This window comes from Mucilaginibacter rubeus (assembly GCF_003286415.2).
GTDB lineage: Bacteria > Bacteroidota > Bacteroidia > Sphingobacteriales > Sphingobacteriaceae > Mucilaginibacter > Mucilaginibacter rubeus_A.
The window spans coordinates 3,631,936-3,647,804 of the sequence record NZ_CP043450.1; the positions used below are offsets into that span (position 1 = coordinate 3,631,936).

The 15,869-nt window shown below is 42.3% G+C and carries 16 protein-coding genes; 7 read left to right on the top strand and 9 right to left on the bottom strand.

Features of this window, described 5'->3' with window-relative positions:
- Nucleotides 1–10: 10 nt before the first annotated feature.
- Nucleotides 11–760 carry a copper homeostasis protein CutC gene (locus DEO27_RS14290; RefSeq protein WP_112573668.1) on the top strand — a complete coding sequence of 250 codons (750 nt, stop codon included), beginning with the start codon at nucleotides 11–13 and terminating at the stop codon, nucleotides 758–760.
- A gap of 203 nt (nucleotides 761–963) precedes the next feature.
- Here the strand turns inward: DEO27_RS14290 and DEO27_RS14295 are convergent, their stop codons facing one another.
- The 4 genes from DEO27_RS14295 to DEO27_RS14310 form a co-directional block, all read right to left on the bottom strand.
- Nucleotides 964–3,504 carry a hypothetical protein gene (locus DEO27_RS14295; RefSeq protein WP_112573670.1) on the bottom strand — a complete coding sequence of 847 codons (2,541 nt, stop codon included), beginning with the start codon at nucleotides 3,502–3,504 and terminating at the stop codon, nucleotides 964–966.
- A gap of 335 nt (nucleotides 3,505–3,839) precedes the next feature.
- On the bottom strand, nucleotides 3,840–6,680 hold the full coding sequence (locus DEO27_RS14300) for a TolB family protein (protein WP_112573672.1): 2,841 nt from the start codon (nucleotides 6,678–6,680) through the stop codon (nucleotides 3,840–3,842).
- A 748-nt stretch (nucleotides 6,681–7,428) separates the two neighbouring features.
- Entirely contained in the window at nucleotides 7,429–7,644 is a 216-nt protein-coding gene (locus DEO27_RS14305; RefSeq protein WP_112573674.1) for a hypothetical protein, read from the bottom strand.
- Between the two features lie 69 nt (nucleotides 7,645–7,713).
- Nucleotides 7,714–8,979: a metallophosphoesterase gene (locus DEO27_RS14310; RefSeq protein WP_112573676.1), complete on the bottom strand. Its 1,266-nt coding sequence runs from the start codon at nucleotides 8,977–8,979 to the stop codon at nucleotides 7,714–7,716.
- Between the two features lie 614 nt (nucleotides 8,980–9,593).
- Here DEO27_RS14310 and DEO27_RS14315 point away from each other — a divergent pair.
- Entirely contained in the window at nucleotides 9,594–10,454 is an 861-nt protein-coding gene (locus DEO27_RS14315) for a family 16 glycosylhydrolase (protein WP_112573680.1), read from the top strand.
- 110 nt (nucleotides 10,455–10,564) lie between these two features.
- Nucleotides 10,565–10,765, top strand: a complete 201-nt coding sequence (locus DEO27_RS14320) for a hypothetical protein (protein ID WP_112573682.1) — start codon at nucleotides 10,565–10,567, stop codon at nucleotides 10,763–10,765.
- 92 nt (nucleotides 10,766–10,857) lie between these two features.
- On the opposite strand, the gene DEO27_RS31435 is transcribed toward DEO27_RS14320, so the two are convergent.
- Together DEO27_RS31435 and DEO27_RS14325 are read right to left on the bottom strand one after the other, a co-directional pair.
- The gene (locus tag DEO27_RS31435) at nucleotides 10,858–11,004 is read right to left on the bottom strand and encodes a hypothetical protein (protein ID WP_162996835.1); all 147 of its coding nucleotides are present in this window, start codon (nucleotides 11,002–11,004) and stop codon (nucleotides 10,858–10,860) included.
- 120 nt (nucleotides 11,005–11,124) lie between these two features.
- The gene (locus DEO27_RS14325; protein WP_146750069.1) at nucleotides 11,125–11,790 is read right to left on the bottom strand and encodes a Pr6Pr family membrane protein; all 666 of its coding nucleotides are present in this window, start codon (nucleotides 11,788–11,790) and stop codon (nucleotides 11,125–11,127) included.
- 334 nt (nucleotides 11,791–12,124) lie between these two features.
- Between DEO27_RS14325 and DEO27_RS31440 the strand changes: the two genes are divergently transcribed.
- Nucleotides 12,125–12,280, top strand: coding sequence for a hypothetical protein (locus DEO27_RS31440; protein WP_190295417.1), 156 nt, complete (start codon nucleotides 12,125–12,127; stop codon nucleotides 12,278–12,280).
- 85 nt (nucleotides 12,281–12,365) lie between these two features.
- Nucleotides 12,366–12,854, top strand: coding sequence for a VOC family protein (locus DEO27_RS14330; RefSeq protein ID WP_112573688.1), 489 nt, complete (start codon nucleotides 12,366–12,368; stop codon nucleotides 12,852–12,854).
- A 46-nt stretch (nucleotides 12,855–12,900) separates the two neighbouring features.
- Here DEO27_RS14330 and DEO27_RS14335 read toward each other — a convergent pair whose 3' ends face one another.
- From DEO27_RS14335 to DEO27_RS14345, 3 genes are all read right to left on the bottom strand, one after another.
- Nucleotides 12,901–13,116, bottom strand: a complete 216-nt coding sequence (locus DEO27_RS14335; protein WP_112573690.1) for a hypothetical protein — start codon at nucleotides 13,114–13,116, stop codon at nucleotides 12,901–12,903.
- 63 nt (nucleotides 13,117–13,179) lie between these two features.
- Nucleotides 13,180–13,587 (bottom strand): hypothetical protein, encoded by a 408-nt coding sequence (locus DEO27_RS14340; protein ID WP_112573692.1) that lies wholly within the window; start codon nucleotides 13,585–13,587, stop codon nucleotides 13,180–13,182.
- 20 nt (nucleotides 13,588–13,607) lie between these two features.
- Nucleotides 13,608–14,183, bottom strand: a complete 576-nt coding sequence (locus tag DEO27_RS14345) for an RNA polymerase sigma factor (protein WP_223818252.1) — start codon at nucleotides 14,181–14,183, stop codon at nucleotides 13,608–13,610.
- Nucleotides 14,184–14,418: 235 nt separating this feature from the next.
- Here DEO27_RS14345 and DEO27_RS14350 point away from each other — a divergent pair, with 235 nt between their 5' ends.
- Together DEO27_RS14350 and DEO27_RS14355 are read left to right on the top strand one after the other, a co-directional pair.
- On the top strand, nucleotides 14,419–14,898 hold the full coding sequence (locus DEO27_RS14350; RefSeq protein ID WP_112573694.1) for an Lrp/AsnC family transcriptional regulator: 480 nt from the start codon (nucleotides 14,419–14,421) through the stop codon (nucleotides 14,896–14,898).
- 7 nt (nucleotides 14,899–14,905) lie between these two features.
- Complete coding sequence (locus tag DEO27_RS14355; RefSeq protein ID WP_112573695.1) at nucleotides 14,906–15,862, top strand: EamA family transporter; 957 nt, start codon at nucleotides 14,906–14,908, stop codon at nucleotides 15,860–15,862.
- The last annotated feature ends 7 nt before the right edge of the window (nucleotides 15,863–15,869 follow it).

Sequence of the window (15,869 nt, forward strand, 5' to 3'; positions counted from 1 at the left end):
AAAAAAGAACATGCAACCCGTATCGCTCGAAGTTTGTGCTAATTCGGTTACATCGGCCCTGGCGGCCCAGGAGGGAGGCGCTGTACGTGTTGAACTTTGTGAAAATTTAAAGGAAGGTGGCACCACCCCATCGCACGGTACCATATTAATGGCCCGTAGCCTGCTCCATATTAAGTTGTATGTGCTTATTCGCCCCCGTGGAGGTGATTTTTTGTACAATGATATGGAGTATCAGCTCATGATGGCCGACATCAGGTATTGTATTGATGCCGGATGCGACGGCATTGTGATCGGTATACTTAATGAAGATGGCGCCATAGATATAGAACGCTGCACCGAAATGGTACGCCTTGCCCGTCAATGGGGACTTGGCGTAACCTTTCATCGTGCTTTTGATATGTGCGCTGATCAGCATAAAGCCCTTGAAGAGATTATTGAAATGGGCTGTGAACGTGTCCTGACATCGGGCGGTAAAAGTACAGCTATTGAAGGTGCAAGCAACTTAAACCGACTTGTTGAACAAGCCGGAGACCGGATCAGCATCATGCCGGGCAGCGGTGTAAGTGAAGCCAATGTGGCCGATCTGATCCATTTTACCGGGGCAAAAGAAGTTCATTCGTCTGCCCGGATCAAAGTGCCCAGCAAAATGAAATTCCACAACGATCATATTATGATGAGCGCCGAAGCAGGCGATGAATACAGTATTGATGTAACAGGCGTTGACCGGGTTAAGGAATTGATAAGACTGGCGAACGGCTAAAGAAAAAACAACACCTCTTATATTTTCCGGCAGCAAACGTTGCCCAAAGCAGGATACAAAAGTTCCAACCAGATGTTGTTATAATAGCCTGTTAATACATAAACTATTAACAGGCTATTCGCAATAAGAGCGTAACTACGTCAATTAGCTATACCCGCATTGACGACAGAAACAAAAAAGTCCGATGTAACAGTAATCCGTAGTTACATAAGATCTGGCAACGGCACAGGAGGATCATCTGCCCTGAAATGCGACGCCCGCTCGGCAAAAGTTACCTGAGCATGCTCAGCAATCTCCCTAACCAACGCATCGGTTAACGGCACGCTAAACGTAAGGAACAATGCCGTTTCAGAATAGATCCGGGCAGAAAGCCCAATATCGGGATGTCGCGAGCGGTTTTGTTCAACCAGGTCGGCGGCCACCATGGCGAGTGATTTAGGGCTAAAAATATTTGCAAACTCCCGGCCTCGCAGAATACTATTATACCATGAATATGGCGCAACAGACACAATCAGTGTTCGCTCTTCATCCTGATGATGCGGGCGCGATGGGTCCGGCGTATAGCGTCTGGAAATATCAACTTTAGCAACCGAAGTTACACCCGGTACTTGTAATGCCTGCTGTGCCTTTGAAGGCGACACCCACACCAGTACACTATGGTTATCGCGGGATGCATTTGACATGGGTGTTTCCAGCGAAGTGGTTAGCTGGGTTATTATTTCAGGCGTTGCAGGTTCAGTTAATCGGATTTCCATCTGCTCAGCATTCATGACATCGGCAGAATTATAATCTACAAATGGCGGGGCAGTAGCCGGGAATTCTGTAGTCACCCGGTCCCCAAGATCGGCCGTTGTATGATTCCAGCTTGGTAATTCCGTTGCTTCAACGAAATTTGAGAGCGCATCGTCACCGGTGTAGCTGGATGAATCAACCACATCAGGCCAGGGCACCGATGTACTGGCGCGGGAAATAATCACCCTCCAGTTCCATTCCACATAACCAAGCGGCACCCAACGTGTTTCATGTACTCCTGGTCCTTTGGGTTTATAAACGAGGTATGAACGGAAAGTTTCGTAAACACTGATACGTGTCACGGTAGGATTTAGTGAAAAAGAAGGACGATCCAGCATATAAACAGTGGCATTACCACCCGGTAAGATTTCTGCAATGGCATCCTCACCCCCATATTGCAGCTTGTCATCTCTCTTACTCCGATCAAGGTACCATTGATAATTCGTTGATAATTCAAACATTGATCCATCGCTTTTGGTATAAAGACGTTGCCCCCTTACAAACTGCATCACAGCGATATCTCCTATAGTACCCCGGCTATTCAACGTTGCACGAAAACGTATACCTATCCCGGGTTTCCCTTCGGAGGCTCTGCCGGTAACCAGACCAAAATAAACATGTTGGCTAAGCCCCTCTATTTGGCGTACCGTAATCGGAGATGTGATGCCATTTGTTACAATATTGGCAGGGGCCGTAGTTGTCATAGCCCTTGCTGTAGTAACAACCCGTACCGGCCTACCGTTGCTTATTCCATCACAGGTTACTTCCGGTTCGTATACGCCACGGCTGGGGCAGAAAAAAGAGGGCCCTAACCTTCCGCTTATAATTGGTGAAAGCAGCCGGGTTATCGATCCGGATGACTGAGTTTGTGCCCATGGCCAAATCAAACTGTCCCCGAAATTCCAGGTTTGGTTAACAACTTCGAAATTTGCCTCAACCACACCTGTCACTTTCACGCCCATTGGCATATATCCATCCTCACCAAGTCGCAGCATCGATTTTTCTTCCAACACCCCGTATCGCTTTATTGCAACAGTAACACCTGGCGTTACAATTGTGCCCTCCAGTATAAACTTAGCGGCCATCATACCCGAGTTGGGCATCATGCTACGGGGATAATCAGGCAAATCGTCTAAAACAGGTTCTATAGAAGTAGCCTGTAATACGGTTATTTCAAAGCTGATCATTTCCCCAGCAACCAATTCATGGGCAAAATCCGTAAGCTCGAATACGGTGGTCCAATCAGATGAGCGTTGTTTGCGGTTAACATAAGAACGTTGAAATAACAATTCGTCACCCCTCATAAACTTAAGCTCGGCCTGGTATGGATTTTGGTTAGAGCCCATCCCGATAGCAAGAGTTGAAGGTGTACCAGACTGCTGCACACGCAACTGTTGAACAAACTTGCTGCCTGCCTTAAAGCCCCAGCTCCTTCGGCTCGGATGATCCATGGTACTGGCGAGCATGCCTTGCTGCGGACCGGGAGCTGGCGTCGCTTCACGCGAAAGTGTAGTATCAGCGGTGCCGGTGCACCAGCTCATTCCCCGATATTCGTTAGGATACTTACCAGCGAAAATGCAAAAATTGCCGTCGTTACGCATAATTGCAAAATACTCCGAGTCATAATCGTGCGGGGTGTTTGACGACCACACCGCACCCTTGTTATCTGCCGGGCCCGTCCCTGCATACACACAAAAGTTTCCGTTGATATGCAACGTGGCATAATAGTCGCCTTCAGGCCAGCTGGTCATGGCTACACAATGGTAAAGGTCCTGATGTGTAGCTCCTGGCCGATTAATAAAGATGCAAATACGGCCATCGGCACCAAGCACAGCACTAAAAAGCCCGTTCTTCGACGTCAGTGCCTCACCCGGCCTTAATATGCCGTTGCTGTTAAGATAATTACCACGTGAAATAAAGCCGGGTGTAAGATTAGTGATAGGTTCGCTCATACAAAGCGTTCCTCCTTGCACATAGAATTGGTCATGGTTTTAGGTTTTTAATAGATAATAAATTTTTGTTTAATTATTTCTTTAAAAGATGTATCAGCAGCAAGTTAATCAATAATTAATATAAAAACTGGCGAGAAAATCACAATTCAAAAGATGCTCATCAGTTAAAAATACTAACTTAAAAGGGCGGTGATTTCTAAAAGCTTTTTGTGCCCTCCGTGCAATCTGGCGACCTCTTAAAATTAATGACATTGAGATACAGGTGTAGCAGCCTGCGGGTGGCATACGCCTCGCATTTTGAGTTGTTTTCAGGATGAAATAAGGCTGATTAAGTTTTAAAAAAACGTCACCGGCAGCACTAATTCAATCCTGTTGCGGCCTGTCCCGCCAAAGAAATCCTCATCCAGTAACCTGCTGTACCTGATACCGAATGTGATACTGTTTTGATTAAAGAATTTGGTATCGAAATACAGTGTGCCACCTGCCGAGCGGAAATTTTGTTTAAAGCTGCTACCATCGGTAAAAAAGTTAGCGGCATTAGCATGGGTATAATCAAAAAACAAGGCCGCGCGCAGTCGTAACAGGTAAAAAAGATTACCAAAACCGGCATCGGGGTAAGCTATAGGTAAGTGGTAGGTTAACCCTACCTTGTTCATATTGTCGAGATTTTCGGCAGTATATCCTTTTGAAAACGGGAAATCATTAGAAAAACTGATTACATTATCTTTCCCCTTTTGCTGATGGGCCAGACTAATCACGAAGTTGTGGTTCACAAATAAACCGGGGAAATAAAAGCTTCCTGTAGCTAACAACTGTGTTGCGCCGGAGCCTGATACTGCCGATTTATAGTTAACGCCAATGCTTTGCGCAAACCGGGGATAGATATTTTTTTGTGCCTGTTGAGTTTGGTTACTAAAACTGATATAGTTATTCAGATAACTGTATGCCCTGTCAGAAAACCTGTTTTTGTAAGCCTGCTGAAAATTTATACTGTTAAAATACAGGTCGCTGCCAAAAGTAAGACCTGTTATACGCTTACCCTCGCTAAAGTTCAACGGTACTCGCAAACCGCCATGCACAGCGGTTTCGTTCCAGTAAACGTATTGCCCTTTGTAAAAACTTCTTCTGTCAAGCGTGTAGTCTGCCCCTGCAGAAATATAGGGGAATAATGCGCCATAAATGGCATCAAAGCCAAACTGCTTATATCCCTCATTGGTGTTATAATCAAAAGACAGCTCGGATTGAAAAGTGTTCAGCACGTTTTCGCCTGTGATAGCGAACGAATAATTAGGGTCGCTGATATTAGGTATAATGCTGTGAAAGTTAAACAAACCATGCGCTTTTGAATAATTGGTAACAGGCAATGGTTTATTAACAATACCTGCAACCAGGTTAGCGGCCGAATCTTTTCTTAGCGCCGTGATACCCAGATCGGGCAGATAACGCGTATAATCACCTCCGGCGGCTATCCATTTCAGATCTTTTTTATTAGCCTGATTTATTTGGTAACCATCGGCAGTAAAGCCAACCCAGGCCAGTTTACCATCACTTACCGCTGGTTGATAATAGCCTAATCCCGTATAATTACCGGTAGGCAGCATCTCAAGAATGCTTCTATTATTAAGCATCATCACAAACAGGCGGTCGTTTTTGCCATCGGTTTGGGTGAAGTACAATGTATCTTTTTTTACGGCGATAAAACCTATCGGGCGGAAACTTAGCGGCGTTAAAAATCCTGTTTTACCAGTAGCAACCTCTGTAATGGCGATACCCATCTTTCCTTCCTTATCGCGGGCTGCCGAGATCAATTTATCATCGCCATAAAACTTTGGATAAGTATAAAACAGTCCCTGAGGGTTCGGAATTTCTGTTTGTACTTTTCCTGCGGTATCTAAAATATGGAGCTGGCTTTTACCAGATGGATCAACCTGCACGGCAACTATACGTTTACCATCAGCACTGAAAGCGGGCGAAAAGTATTTTGCTTTTGAAGTGATACGATGCTCCTGTCCTGTTTGCGCATCAAGTAGCATCAACTCGCTGTAGTTACGATAACCCCAGCGCAAATCGGGCCGGTACGATGTATAAACAACTTTACTGTTGTTATAATCAAAATAGCTATCCAACGAATAAGAACGGGTGCTGAGTTTTACTTCCTTATTACCGGTTTTGATAACAAAAGCTGGCAAGTGATCATAGGTAGTTTCGGCGTAAATAATTGTGCTGTCGTTCACAAACGCCGGGTACTGCCTGTTGGCATCAAAATGCCTTTTGCGTTCGGCAACGGGCTGGGTATCATCTTCGGCAAATTGTTGCTTAAAATAGCTGAGCCCATTATTTGAGAAAGATTGGAAACTCTCGCCGGTATATTTTTTTACCGCCCATTGAAAAGGATAAAACCCTCCCCGATAAGCTGCAGCATCGTGCGTCACGTTCTTCCACAATTCGCTGCCATATTTTTCGCGACCGTACGCCACCATCATATAGCCAAGCGGATAATGATCGGGCACATAATCGCGGTATGAGCCATTGCGGAGTTTCATGTAGTTATAATTCTTGTCAGCAGCCCATAGCGCACGATAGCCGGTGAAGAAATAAGGTAGCCTTCCCCTGCCCTGTTCGCTCACGAGGGTTTCGTTAAATACGGCATCTCCTTCAAAAAACCAGTTAGGTACAGATAGGTCGTTACCCAAGGCTTGCCCTCCCTCGCCAAAAATTATGCGGAGCAAGCGCGAAAGTCCTACATTAAAATTATTGTATTGCTGCACATGCCTGTACTCATGAACGGCCAGTTGCTGCGGCCATGGCAAACTGCCTATTTCAAAGCTATTTTGATCGGGCGTTAAAAAAAACTCACTCCTGAAGGGCGCTAAACCCACGTAACCATTGGCTACGGTAGTTTGATTCTGCAATACAATACTAATCTGCTTTTGCTTAAAACCGATGGTTGGCTTCACCAAACCGTTCATTTGCTGAACAATATTGGCCACTCTTAATCCCGCAGAATCCAACCCTGCCGGAAATATTACCCTGGCCGGCGGCGTGTTTACCTGTTTCCACTTTATTGATGGCGGGTTGCCACCAAACACCTGCGCGTTTGATAGTGTAGCAGAAAATAACAGGGCAGGAAGTATTAATTTTTGAAGTGTTTTATAACCGGTAAACAGATGATTCATTGAGGGTGAAAGTAAGTACAAATTGCTACTTAAACAACAAAGCACTTACACAACGCTTATTAATTAAAACTGGTATAAAACAAAAAACACCCGTCAGGCAGACGGGTGCAAGACAAGGTTAAGGTTTAGGTTTTAAATATGTTTCAATGTTACATCGGCAACGTTAGCAGCCTGTTATAAGCAATGGCATTTTTGTATGCGTACATTTTAACCAACATCTAAATGTCGCTATTAAAAAACATTGCCGCAATCCGTGAAAACACGGTATTTTACATGGGTGTATTAACGGTAAAACGTCTTTAAAAACTAACAAGAGGCCGTTTAACTGCACTTTTGATTCCGGAAAACTTAAGTCTTTCTTTTTTTGGCAAAAACAATCACTAAATTTCATTGTCGAAACAATATATTAGTAGTCCAATGAACATTGTACAGAAATTGAGACTGCGCGGATTCATCCTGATACTTTTTAGTATCGGAATTGCATACATAGGCGCAAAACGTCATTTCGCCACAAAACAACCGGGACATCCTGGGGTAGTATTTTGATGATATTATCCTTTCCACTTATTGTGATAGGGCTCATCCCTTTTACAGCAATCAGAAGTGGTAAAAGTTATTATAAAAAATATAGGCGGAAATACTAATCCTGCTATTCAATTTTAGCAAGCCGATAAACCATTTTTTTATTCTGTTAAATGGTCCGGCTGATGCAATAAAGAAGCCAGTTATCTACTACCGGGTTTCCTGTTTATATTTTAATGATTTTGCCGCTTTTCTTTTCGGATGATTTAAGCGAATCGGGCTTGGGGATATGTTTCACAATATAGATGAGTGTGTGGGCAATTGCACCTATCGCTTTAATACCGAAATGCACAAAAGGCTTCATCACTTCCCATGCATTACTATGCTGATGTCGGCTTTCAGGGCTGCCTTTACCTATTATTTTCATGTTATTGGTTGCCATCACTTTAGTTTTAAGTACACTAATAGCGTATAAAAACCTTGCCACAAATAGCAACCAACATTTCAAAATTTATGCAATCTTCTTCTTTAACTCAATAACGGTAACCTCCGGCCAGATACCCAATCGTCCAGAAAATGCCAGAAAACCGAAACCACGGTTAACATACAGATACCGGTTCTTTTCGTTGGCAAGACCTGCCCAATCAAGATAACGGTATTTTACAGGGCTCCATCTAAAACCTGGGATCTCTACACCAAACTGCGCCCCGTGGGTATGTCCCGAGAGTGTGAGATGAATGGTGGTTGGATTATACCGCACCTGCTCTTCCCAGTGGGTAGGATCATGCGACAACAGTATTTTAAAAGCATCTTTGGGTACATCCTGCATTGCTTTATTCAGATCTCCTACCTGTATAAAACCCCTACCCCAGTTCTGGATCCCGATGAGCGAGATAGTTTGCCCCCCTTTCTCGATAGTTACATTCTCATCCAGCAATAAGCGATAACCTAACGCTTTATGGTGTTGCTTAAGCTTATCCAGGTTGGCAGCTTTCTCCTGTTCGCTGTTCCATACGATATAATCGCCATAATCATGGTTCCCTAAAATAGAAAACTGCCCGTAGGGGGCCTTGATCTGTCCAAACCTATCAATGTAAGGCTCTATTTCTGAAGCCGCGTTATTCACAAGGTCACCTGTAAAAACAAACAGGTCACTTTTTTGAGCTTTTGCCAGATCGATACCACGCTGCATCGCCTCTGTATTGTCAAAACTGCCCGAATGGATATCCGAGAGTTGCGTTATGGTAAATCCGTCGAAGGCTTCCGGCAGATCTTCAAAATAAAGTGTGGTTTTATGCAGCTTATAATCGTATTTACCTTTAAACATGGCATAAAAGAACGAGGTAAATGGCACGGCAGCTACAAGCACCGCTATCTCGCTGATAAATTTACGTCTGCCAGGGAAAGCTGATTGCCCGCTAACACTTCCAGAACCGGTGATCTTATTGAAAATCCCGACGAAGAAACGCCCCAGATCACCAAGGGAAAGTATAATTATAAAAACCAGTTTGGTAATAAAAAAGGTAAGGAACAGGCTCAGCATCCACTCGTGAAAAGGGCGCATACCGTTTGCCGTACTAAAGGCGCCAAAACCCAATAAAAACAAAACGGTTACACCTATCGAAATGATTAAATATCCCCATAAAACAATGCTTCGCCACAGGTTTGATTGCCAATCGGCAGTTAAGGTTTTCAAACCTGAGTGAACATACCAGTCAAACAATAAACTGATAACCGCAATAATTGCAAGTACTTTTAAAAAGCCACTACTGTGCATATAAATGTATATAAGACTGCAATTTAAAAAAGTAAAGGTAATTGAAGCGTAAAATTGCGCCGGTATCGGTTCTGCTTAAAAATTATGGGAAAGGTATATTTTCTTCGTTCCGGGTGATGGCGGCTGTGTATCCTAACGTTATATAGGGACTTTCTGCGAGAGAGACGGAAAATTACCTCATCCAAAAATAAAGACCGATAACCAATAGTACTTGAATACAAATTACTACAGCAAGTCTCGTAAAGCCATTTATTCTCAACGGACCGAATACATAAACTACCCAGGACAACAAATATATAGCCGCAGCCAAGCCGATAATTATTAAAAGATTTGGGCCTTCGGGATCATTGAAAAAAACGAACAGCACTCTGGAGCAAACCAGGGCTGTTACCGCCAGTATTATTAACGAAACCTTTTTTGACCTGAAATATAAGTTTGCTGTGTTGTTACCCATGGTCTTAAAATGAGTACTGGCATAAATATAATTAATATCAACGTATCCTTTAATTTTAAAACTGATACATCACTGTAAAATTATGATCTCAATTGGTAAATACTAAATTCGTACCAACCAATTTATATACTTTTAAACCCACATCTCACATCATCAAAAAATGAAATTAAAACATCTGCTACTATCAGCAATATTTTTAACAGCATCGCAAGTATTTGCGCAAAAGCATGCCAAAACCGATACTGTTTTCTTTGAAGACTTTAACAAACCTACCCTCAACCGGAGCAAATGGAACGTTGAAGTTACGGGCAACACGGTTAATGATGAACAGCAGGCCTATGTTGACTCGGCCGCTACCATTTATATGATTGATGGGAAAGACGAAGGGGCTACAAACGGCGCTTTAGTATTGAAGGCTCTTTATCAGCCTGGCTTTACCAGTAAGGAACAACGCAAATATGATTTTATTTCCGGCCGTATCAATACGCGTGCTAAAATGGAATTTACATATGGTACAGCCTCATGCCGGATGAAAATGGCCTCAGGTGCGGGTTTATGGCCGGCGTTCTGGGCGCTTGGCAACGGCAAATGGCCCGATTGCGGCGAAATTGACATCATGGAAACCGTGGGCGACTCAAGCTGGGTTAGTCATGCGCTTCATGGCCCCAACTATTTTGGTAATACCCCACTTGCAAAACGTGTATTTTTCCCGGCAGGTATTGACGTTACGCAATGGCACATTTATTCGGTTGATTGGTCGCCGGAGAGCCTTATTTTTAAAGTAGACGGCAAAGTTACCTACACCGTTACCAAGGCTATGGTTGAGAAATACGGGCGCTGGGCTTTCGATAACAAAAAATTCATCATTCTTAATTTCGCGTTAGGGGGCGGTTATCCGGGTGGCGTTAACAAGGTTACCAAGCCATATTATGGTATATCGGAAAGCTCGGTCAATAAAATAAAAGCAGGAGAAGCCAAAACTATTGTCGACTGGGTACTGGTAACTAAAACCGCGAATTAATATTGTTGACACATTTGTAAAATAAAGGTTATTTAAATTTTACTTTCGTAAAACACAAGGTAAATTTTATTGCCATATTTTTGAATTATCAAAAAATAACATCATCTACCATGGCAATATTAACCGTTCAAATTCCCGACACAGAGATTCTTACACTATCAAGCATAGTTGAACAAATATCAGGCAGTATCATTAAAGTTACTTCTGAAGAAGATATTAATCACGGCGACTGCATTTTGCATAAAGACGACCTTTTTATTAAAAACAAACTGGAAAACAATCTTCACCACAAACACCTTTGGAACGATTGATTTTTCGATAAAAAGCCCCCGGTTTTTAATCGCCATAAACAAAACAGGCCATGCTGATAAAGTATGGCCTGTTTTGTTGTATTTACCTTTATTTAGTTGTGTATAACTACACGTTCGTGTACCCGTACCCGGTCGTCATGACGATGCCTGCGACGTTCACGGTACTCGGTCGAACAGCTTGTAAAGCCCATGGCTGCTAATATCAACAACGCAATTGAGCGTGAAACAATGGTTTTCATAGCAAATGATTTATTTTTTAAATAGATATATTTATTTACCCACTTATCATGCCATTAGGATAAAATCATAGCTGTAGTAAAAGGAATGTTACAGTGAAGGTTTCTGACTCAGGCATTAATTCAGGATTTGCGTTTTACCATGATCCGGTTGATCCAAACAAATAAAAAGCCAACGAGCAGAAAAGCGATAAGCATAAATAAGGAGTTGATTGCAACCTGGGGAATCCCTAATTTATCAACATCAAGAAACGGATAAGGATACAAATGACTTATGCTTCCGCGAATAAATATATACACCGAATAGATGAGGGGAAACCAAAGCCAGCTTAAAGCTTGTGTCCATTTTAAATTTGCCTTTGGCATATAGGCTAACCAATAAATTACAAACAGCACCGGATTTACCGAATGCAGCAGCTCATCGGCAAGCTTAGATAACCCTGTAGGATGCCACAAGTTGCGAAGCACCAGGTTATAAACCAGGCCTACTATGGTAATGTATAAAGCAATAGCACTGAAAACATGGGGTTGGAAAAAGTATTTCCCTAAACGGCTGTTAATATTAAATAAAGCCGTCATGCTCAAAGCAGCAAGTAAATTGGTAAGGATGGTGAAGAAACTAAATAACTGCATCAGCGTACCCGCAAGGGTTCTTCCTGTTTGCAAATAATTGGGGATGGCTATCCCAATTTGCAGAATTAAAGCGAACCATAAAACGCTAACAGTAGCAATATGCAACCATTTACCGCCGGTAACCGTATAATTGTTATATAATTTATCTTGCTCCATAGCTATTTTACAATGTTTAAATTTATCATAAACATCCCGGTAAAATAAGATCAAAATAAATATTACCCCAAAACATATAATAAAATGCAAGGGTGAGTAACCTAATGCTTTTTTTATACGTAATATATTTTTATGGAGGATTTTATTCTAAATTAGTATAATATTAACTTTTTTGGATAAAATACGATAAACACCTTCATTAAGTTGAACGACCTGATAACTAATCGCAATTAAAAATTAATTAAACGCCAGATGAAGTATGAGGGGTTATGTAAATATACCAGGGTCGGTTAATTGCAACTGCTGCAAAGTTTGCGGTGCAAGGCCAATAATTGTGCTGATAAGAGATGTTGGATATGTGGTAAAATGCCCTGTTGATGACAGCCATTACAAGACCCATCCGGGCCTTATTGATATTAACGACTGGAACGTACACAACAGCGAATGTATTAACCACGAGGAAGAAAAACTGATATTCAGTTTTCATTGAATGTATTTATGTAATTTATTTGTGCACTGCTAAAATCACAATGCTAAACCTATATATTTAGGCAATTAAATTACCAATCCTAAATATGACGTCGTTATCAACAATCATTAAAACAGCTAAAATAACTACACTGCTGCTGGCCATAACTGTGCTTTTGCCGGTGGTTTGTAAAGCCCAAAGTGGCACCGATATCTCGCCTGTGGTTGATCACATAGCCATCACCACCAGTAACCTTAAAAAAAGCACCGAGTTTTATACCAAAGTACTGCATCTCAAAAAAGTTGACAATCCCTTTGCTGATACCGTACATCAATGGTACAGCCTCGGCAACAATGTAAAACTCCACGTTATTCAGGCCGAACGCAACGAAAAACAAGTTAAAGGAGTGCACCTTTGCTTTACGGTTTCATCGGTAAAAGAATTTGCAAAAAGCCTTGAGAAAATGAATATCCCCTACTCCAACTGGAAAGGCGATAGTAAAGAACCAACTTTTCGTGGTGATGGTGTACTGCAATTATATTTCCAGGATCCGGATGGTTATTGGATTGAAATAAACAGCCCGGCAAAAAAATAAGCCGGGCCGTAAAACAATCACTTAAACTAAAACTTTTGTGCCTGGTTCAATATTCAAGTTCCTGGCAATGGATGCCTGCTTTTTGCAACAGCGATTCGATAAAACGGGGTGAAATATCTTTAGCCTCTATACGTAAAATATTATCACAATCTTCCAGGTCAAAGTTCCATTGGGCTATGGCGGGCACTTTGGTTAACAGATTTTGTACCCGGCTCACCTGCCGTTTTTGTCGTACGCTTGTTGCAAATACCAGTACATCCATTATAATTTATTTTTAAGGTAGATAAAAAATCTCAAACCTTCCGCGAAGGTGTTACTATAAAGCTTATTCAGCTGTCTTTTCTTCGTTAGCTGTAGTTTTAAAATTGTCCCAATCGCGGTCAAACCTGCCATAACCATGGCCGCGACCTTTCCATCCGCACATACGGTCTTCCCATTGGGCACGAAACTTTTCCCTGTCTTCGGGGCTCATGTTTTTAAAACGCTCGGCCATACGCCCGCGCATCCATGGTGCGCCGCCTCCGCCTTTAGGTCCGCCTTTGCCAAAGCCAAACAATATCTTACATAGTATAAATATGCCCATGGCCTGCCAGTAAGTAATGGCCGTTACATGCAAAATATCGGGCAATAAATGGTTCCAAAGCTGCATCACAACAAAGCTGATAACAGCCAGGCAGGCAATCACCCCAAGTGGGATGAAGAAAAATCGCCTTTTATAAAAAAATGGTTTCATGTTATATAATGTCTTAATTTTTAATATTCAGTAATTTCCTGGTAAAGCTGGGCAAGCCGTTTGCGTAAGTGTAATACCGCATATCGTTTTCTTGATACCAGCGTATTGGTATTTAGCCCGGTACGTTTGGCAATTTCCTCAAAGGGGATATCTTCAAGCTCATGCCAAACAAATACCTGTTTTTGTTCTTCGGGCAATTCATCCAGCGCAAAAAATAACTGCTCCCAAAAAAGGTTGCGCAAATACTCGGTTTCAGGAGTAGTAGCTTCGGTAAGGAGTATGGCTTTAAAGTCCGGTGCCTCATCGTCATAATCCTCATCATCGGCCAGCATATCATCAAGCAGGGTTTCCGTCTTTTTTTTATGCTTGTCAGTTATTTTGTTCCGGGCCACCCGGTATAGCCAGGCGCTGGTTTGTTCAATCGGTTCAGAATTAATAACAGCGCTAAACTGGTACCAAACGTCCTGTAATATATCCTCGGCGTCGGCATCGTTTTTTACCCTCCGGCGAATAAATCCCAACAGGCTTTTACCATACGATGCTATTGTTTGTATGATGTGGCTGTTTTTGTCCTGGGGCATTATCGCTGTTGTCAATTTCTTTTCCTTTTAAAGATAAAGACGATTGTGATTTAAAAACATTTTAAATTTTTTGAAAAAATTTTCAGTAACCCTAAAAACCTCTTTTCTATTGCCCGGAGCAGGGTTATACCGCTTACCAGCAACGCAAATCAAAACGATGTTTAAACACAATAAATATACTTTTGTCGAATTAAATTCATTTAAATAAAAAATATTTGAATTTTATTCAATTTATCACGAATATTACTGTATGATTAACGAACCGGAAATTATTTTAGATAAAACCGATCTGCAAATTTTGCGATTGATGCAGGAAAATGCCCGTATCTCCAATGCCGATCTGGCCCGTGAGCTTGGCATGGCCCCATCAGGCATACTGGAACGTGTAAAAAAACTGGAACAAAAAAACGTAATCCAACAATATACTACCCGTATTAACCCAGCAGCCCTGCAGCAAAAAATGCTGGCCTTTATTTTTATGAAAGCTGCAGATGGCCCCGGAAGTGATGCTACTTCGAGCGAATTGGCCAAAATTCCCGAAGTGCAGGAGGTGCACCACATAGCCGGCGATGATTGCTACTTAATAAAAGTACGCACCTATGATTCAGCTTCGCTGATGAACTTAATGCGCACCCATTTTAGCAAAATCCCCAATATCCTGAGTACCCGCACTACCATAGTACTTGAAACCAAAAAAGAACAACAACAATTGGTTATACCCGAAAAATAAATACGCCATGACACCCACAACCACAAAATCTGCATCACCTGTATTAGTTGTTATAGCCTTCGCCATCGTTTATATTGTATGGGGGTCTACCTACTTTTTTATAAAAATGGCGGTCGCGGGCTTTCCGCCGTTGCTGCTGGGAGCAATGCGTTTTTTTACGGCTGGCTTGTTGTTAATGGCATGGTGTGCTATTAAGGGTGAAAAGATCTTTGTAAAACAAAATATATTGCATGCCGCGGTAAGTGGGTTTCTGCTGCTGGTGATAGGTAACGGCGCGGTAATATGGGCCGAGCAAACGTTGCCGAGTGCCATGGTGGCCATTATGGTAACCTCGCCGCCAATTTGGTTTGTGTTGCTTGATAAACCTAACTGGGGCTCCAACTTTAAAAGTAAAAGCACCATTACCGGACTTATTATTGGCTTTATAGGCGTAATACTCTTATTTCGCGATCAGATTGAGGATGTATTAGGATCTGCAAACGGAGCATCAAAGTTACCGGGAATGTTATTGCTTTTATTCGGTACGCTTGGCTGGGCTTCGGGATCATTATATTCAAAACATTATAACACAAAAGGCTCGGTATCTGTAAACACAGCATGGCAAATGCTTGCGGCCGGCGCATTCTTTTTACCGGCAAGCTTTTTAAACAACGAAGTGGAAAGAGTTCAATGGAACAGTATACCTGCACAAAGCTGGTACGCATTAGCCTACCTGATTGTATTTGGTTCGATAGCTGCGTTTAGCGCTTATGTTTGGCTTTTGCAGGTTAAACCTGCTACCCAGGTTGGCACATACGCCTATGTTAACCCCGTGATAGCAGTATTACTCGGTGTAATTTTTGCCGGCGAACGCGTAACGCTAATACAGATTGTAGGATTAGTTGTGATACTGAGTAGTGTATTATTGATCAATTTATCGAAATACAGGAAAGCGAAAACCGGGGAATTAGCAGTGGCGAAGTGACGGGAGT

Excerpts from the sequence above, each read along its gene's own strand:
- DEO27_RS14290 (WP_112573668.1), top strand. The coding sequence starts at position 11 with ATGCAACCCGTATCGCTCGAAGTTTGTGCTAATTCGGTTACATCGGCC.
- DEO27_RS14295 (WP_112573670.1), bottom strand. The coding sequence starts at position 3,504 with ATGAGCGAACCTATCACTAATCTTACACCCGGCTTTATTTCACGTGGT.
- DEO27_RS14300 (WP_112573672.1), bottom strand. The coding sequence starts at position 6,680 with ATGAATCATCTGTTTACCGGTTATAAAACACTTCAAAAATTAATACTT.
- DEO27_RS14305 (WP_112573674.1), bottom strand. The coding sequence starts at position 7,644 with ATGGCAACCAATAACATGAAAATAATAGGTAAAGGCAGCCCTGAAAGC.
- DEO27_RS14310 (WP_112573676.1), bottom strand. The coding sequence starts at position 8,979 with ATGCACAGTAGTGGCTTTTTAAAAGTACTTGCAATTATTGCGGTTATC.
- DEO27_RS14315 (WP_112573680.1), top strand. The coding sequence starts at position 9,594 with ATGAAATTAAAACATCTGCTACTATCAGCAATATTTTTAACAGCATCG.
- DEO27_RS14320 (WP_112573682.1), top strand. The coding sequence starts at position 10,565 with ATGGCAATATTAACCGTTCAAATTCCCGACACAGAGATTCTTACACTA.
- DEO27_RS31435 (WP_162996835.1), bottom strand. The coding sequence starts at position 11,004 with ATGAAAACCATTGTTTCACGCTCAATTGCGTTGTTGATATTAGCAGCC.
- DEO27_RS14325 (WP_146750069.1), bottom strand. The coding sequence starts at position 11,790 with ATGGAGCAAGATAAATTATATAACAATTATACGGTTACCGGCGGTAAA.
- DEO27_RS14330 (WP_112573688.1), top strand. The coding sequence starts at position 12,366 with ATGACGTCGTTATCAACAATCATTAAAACAGCTAAAATAACTACACTG.
- DEO27_RS14335 (WP_112573690.1), bottom strand. The coding sequence starts at position 13,116 with ATGGATGTACTGGTATTTGCAACAAGCGTACGACAAAAACGGCAGGTG.
- DEO27_RS14340 (WP_112573692.1), bottom strand. The coding sequence starts at position 13,587 with ATGAAACCATTTTTTTATAAAAGGCGATTTTTCTTCATCCCACTTGGG.
- DEO27_RS14350 (WP_112573694.1), top strand. The coding sequence starts at position 14,419 with ATGATTAACGAACCGGAAATTATTTTAGATAAAACCGATCTGCAAATT.
- DEO27_RS14355 (WP_112573695.1), top strand. The coding sequence starts at position 14,906 with ATGACACCCACAACCACAAAATCTGCATCACCTGTATTAGTTGTTATA.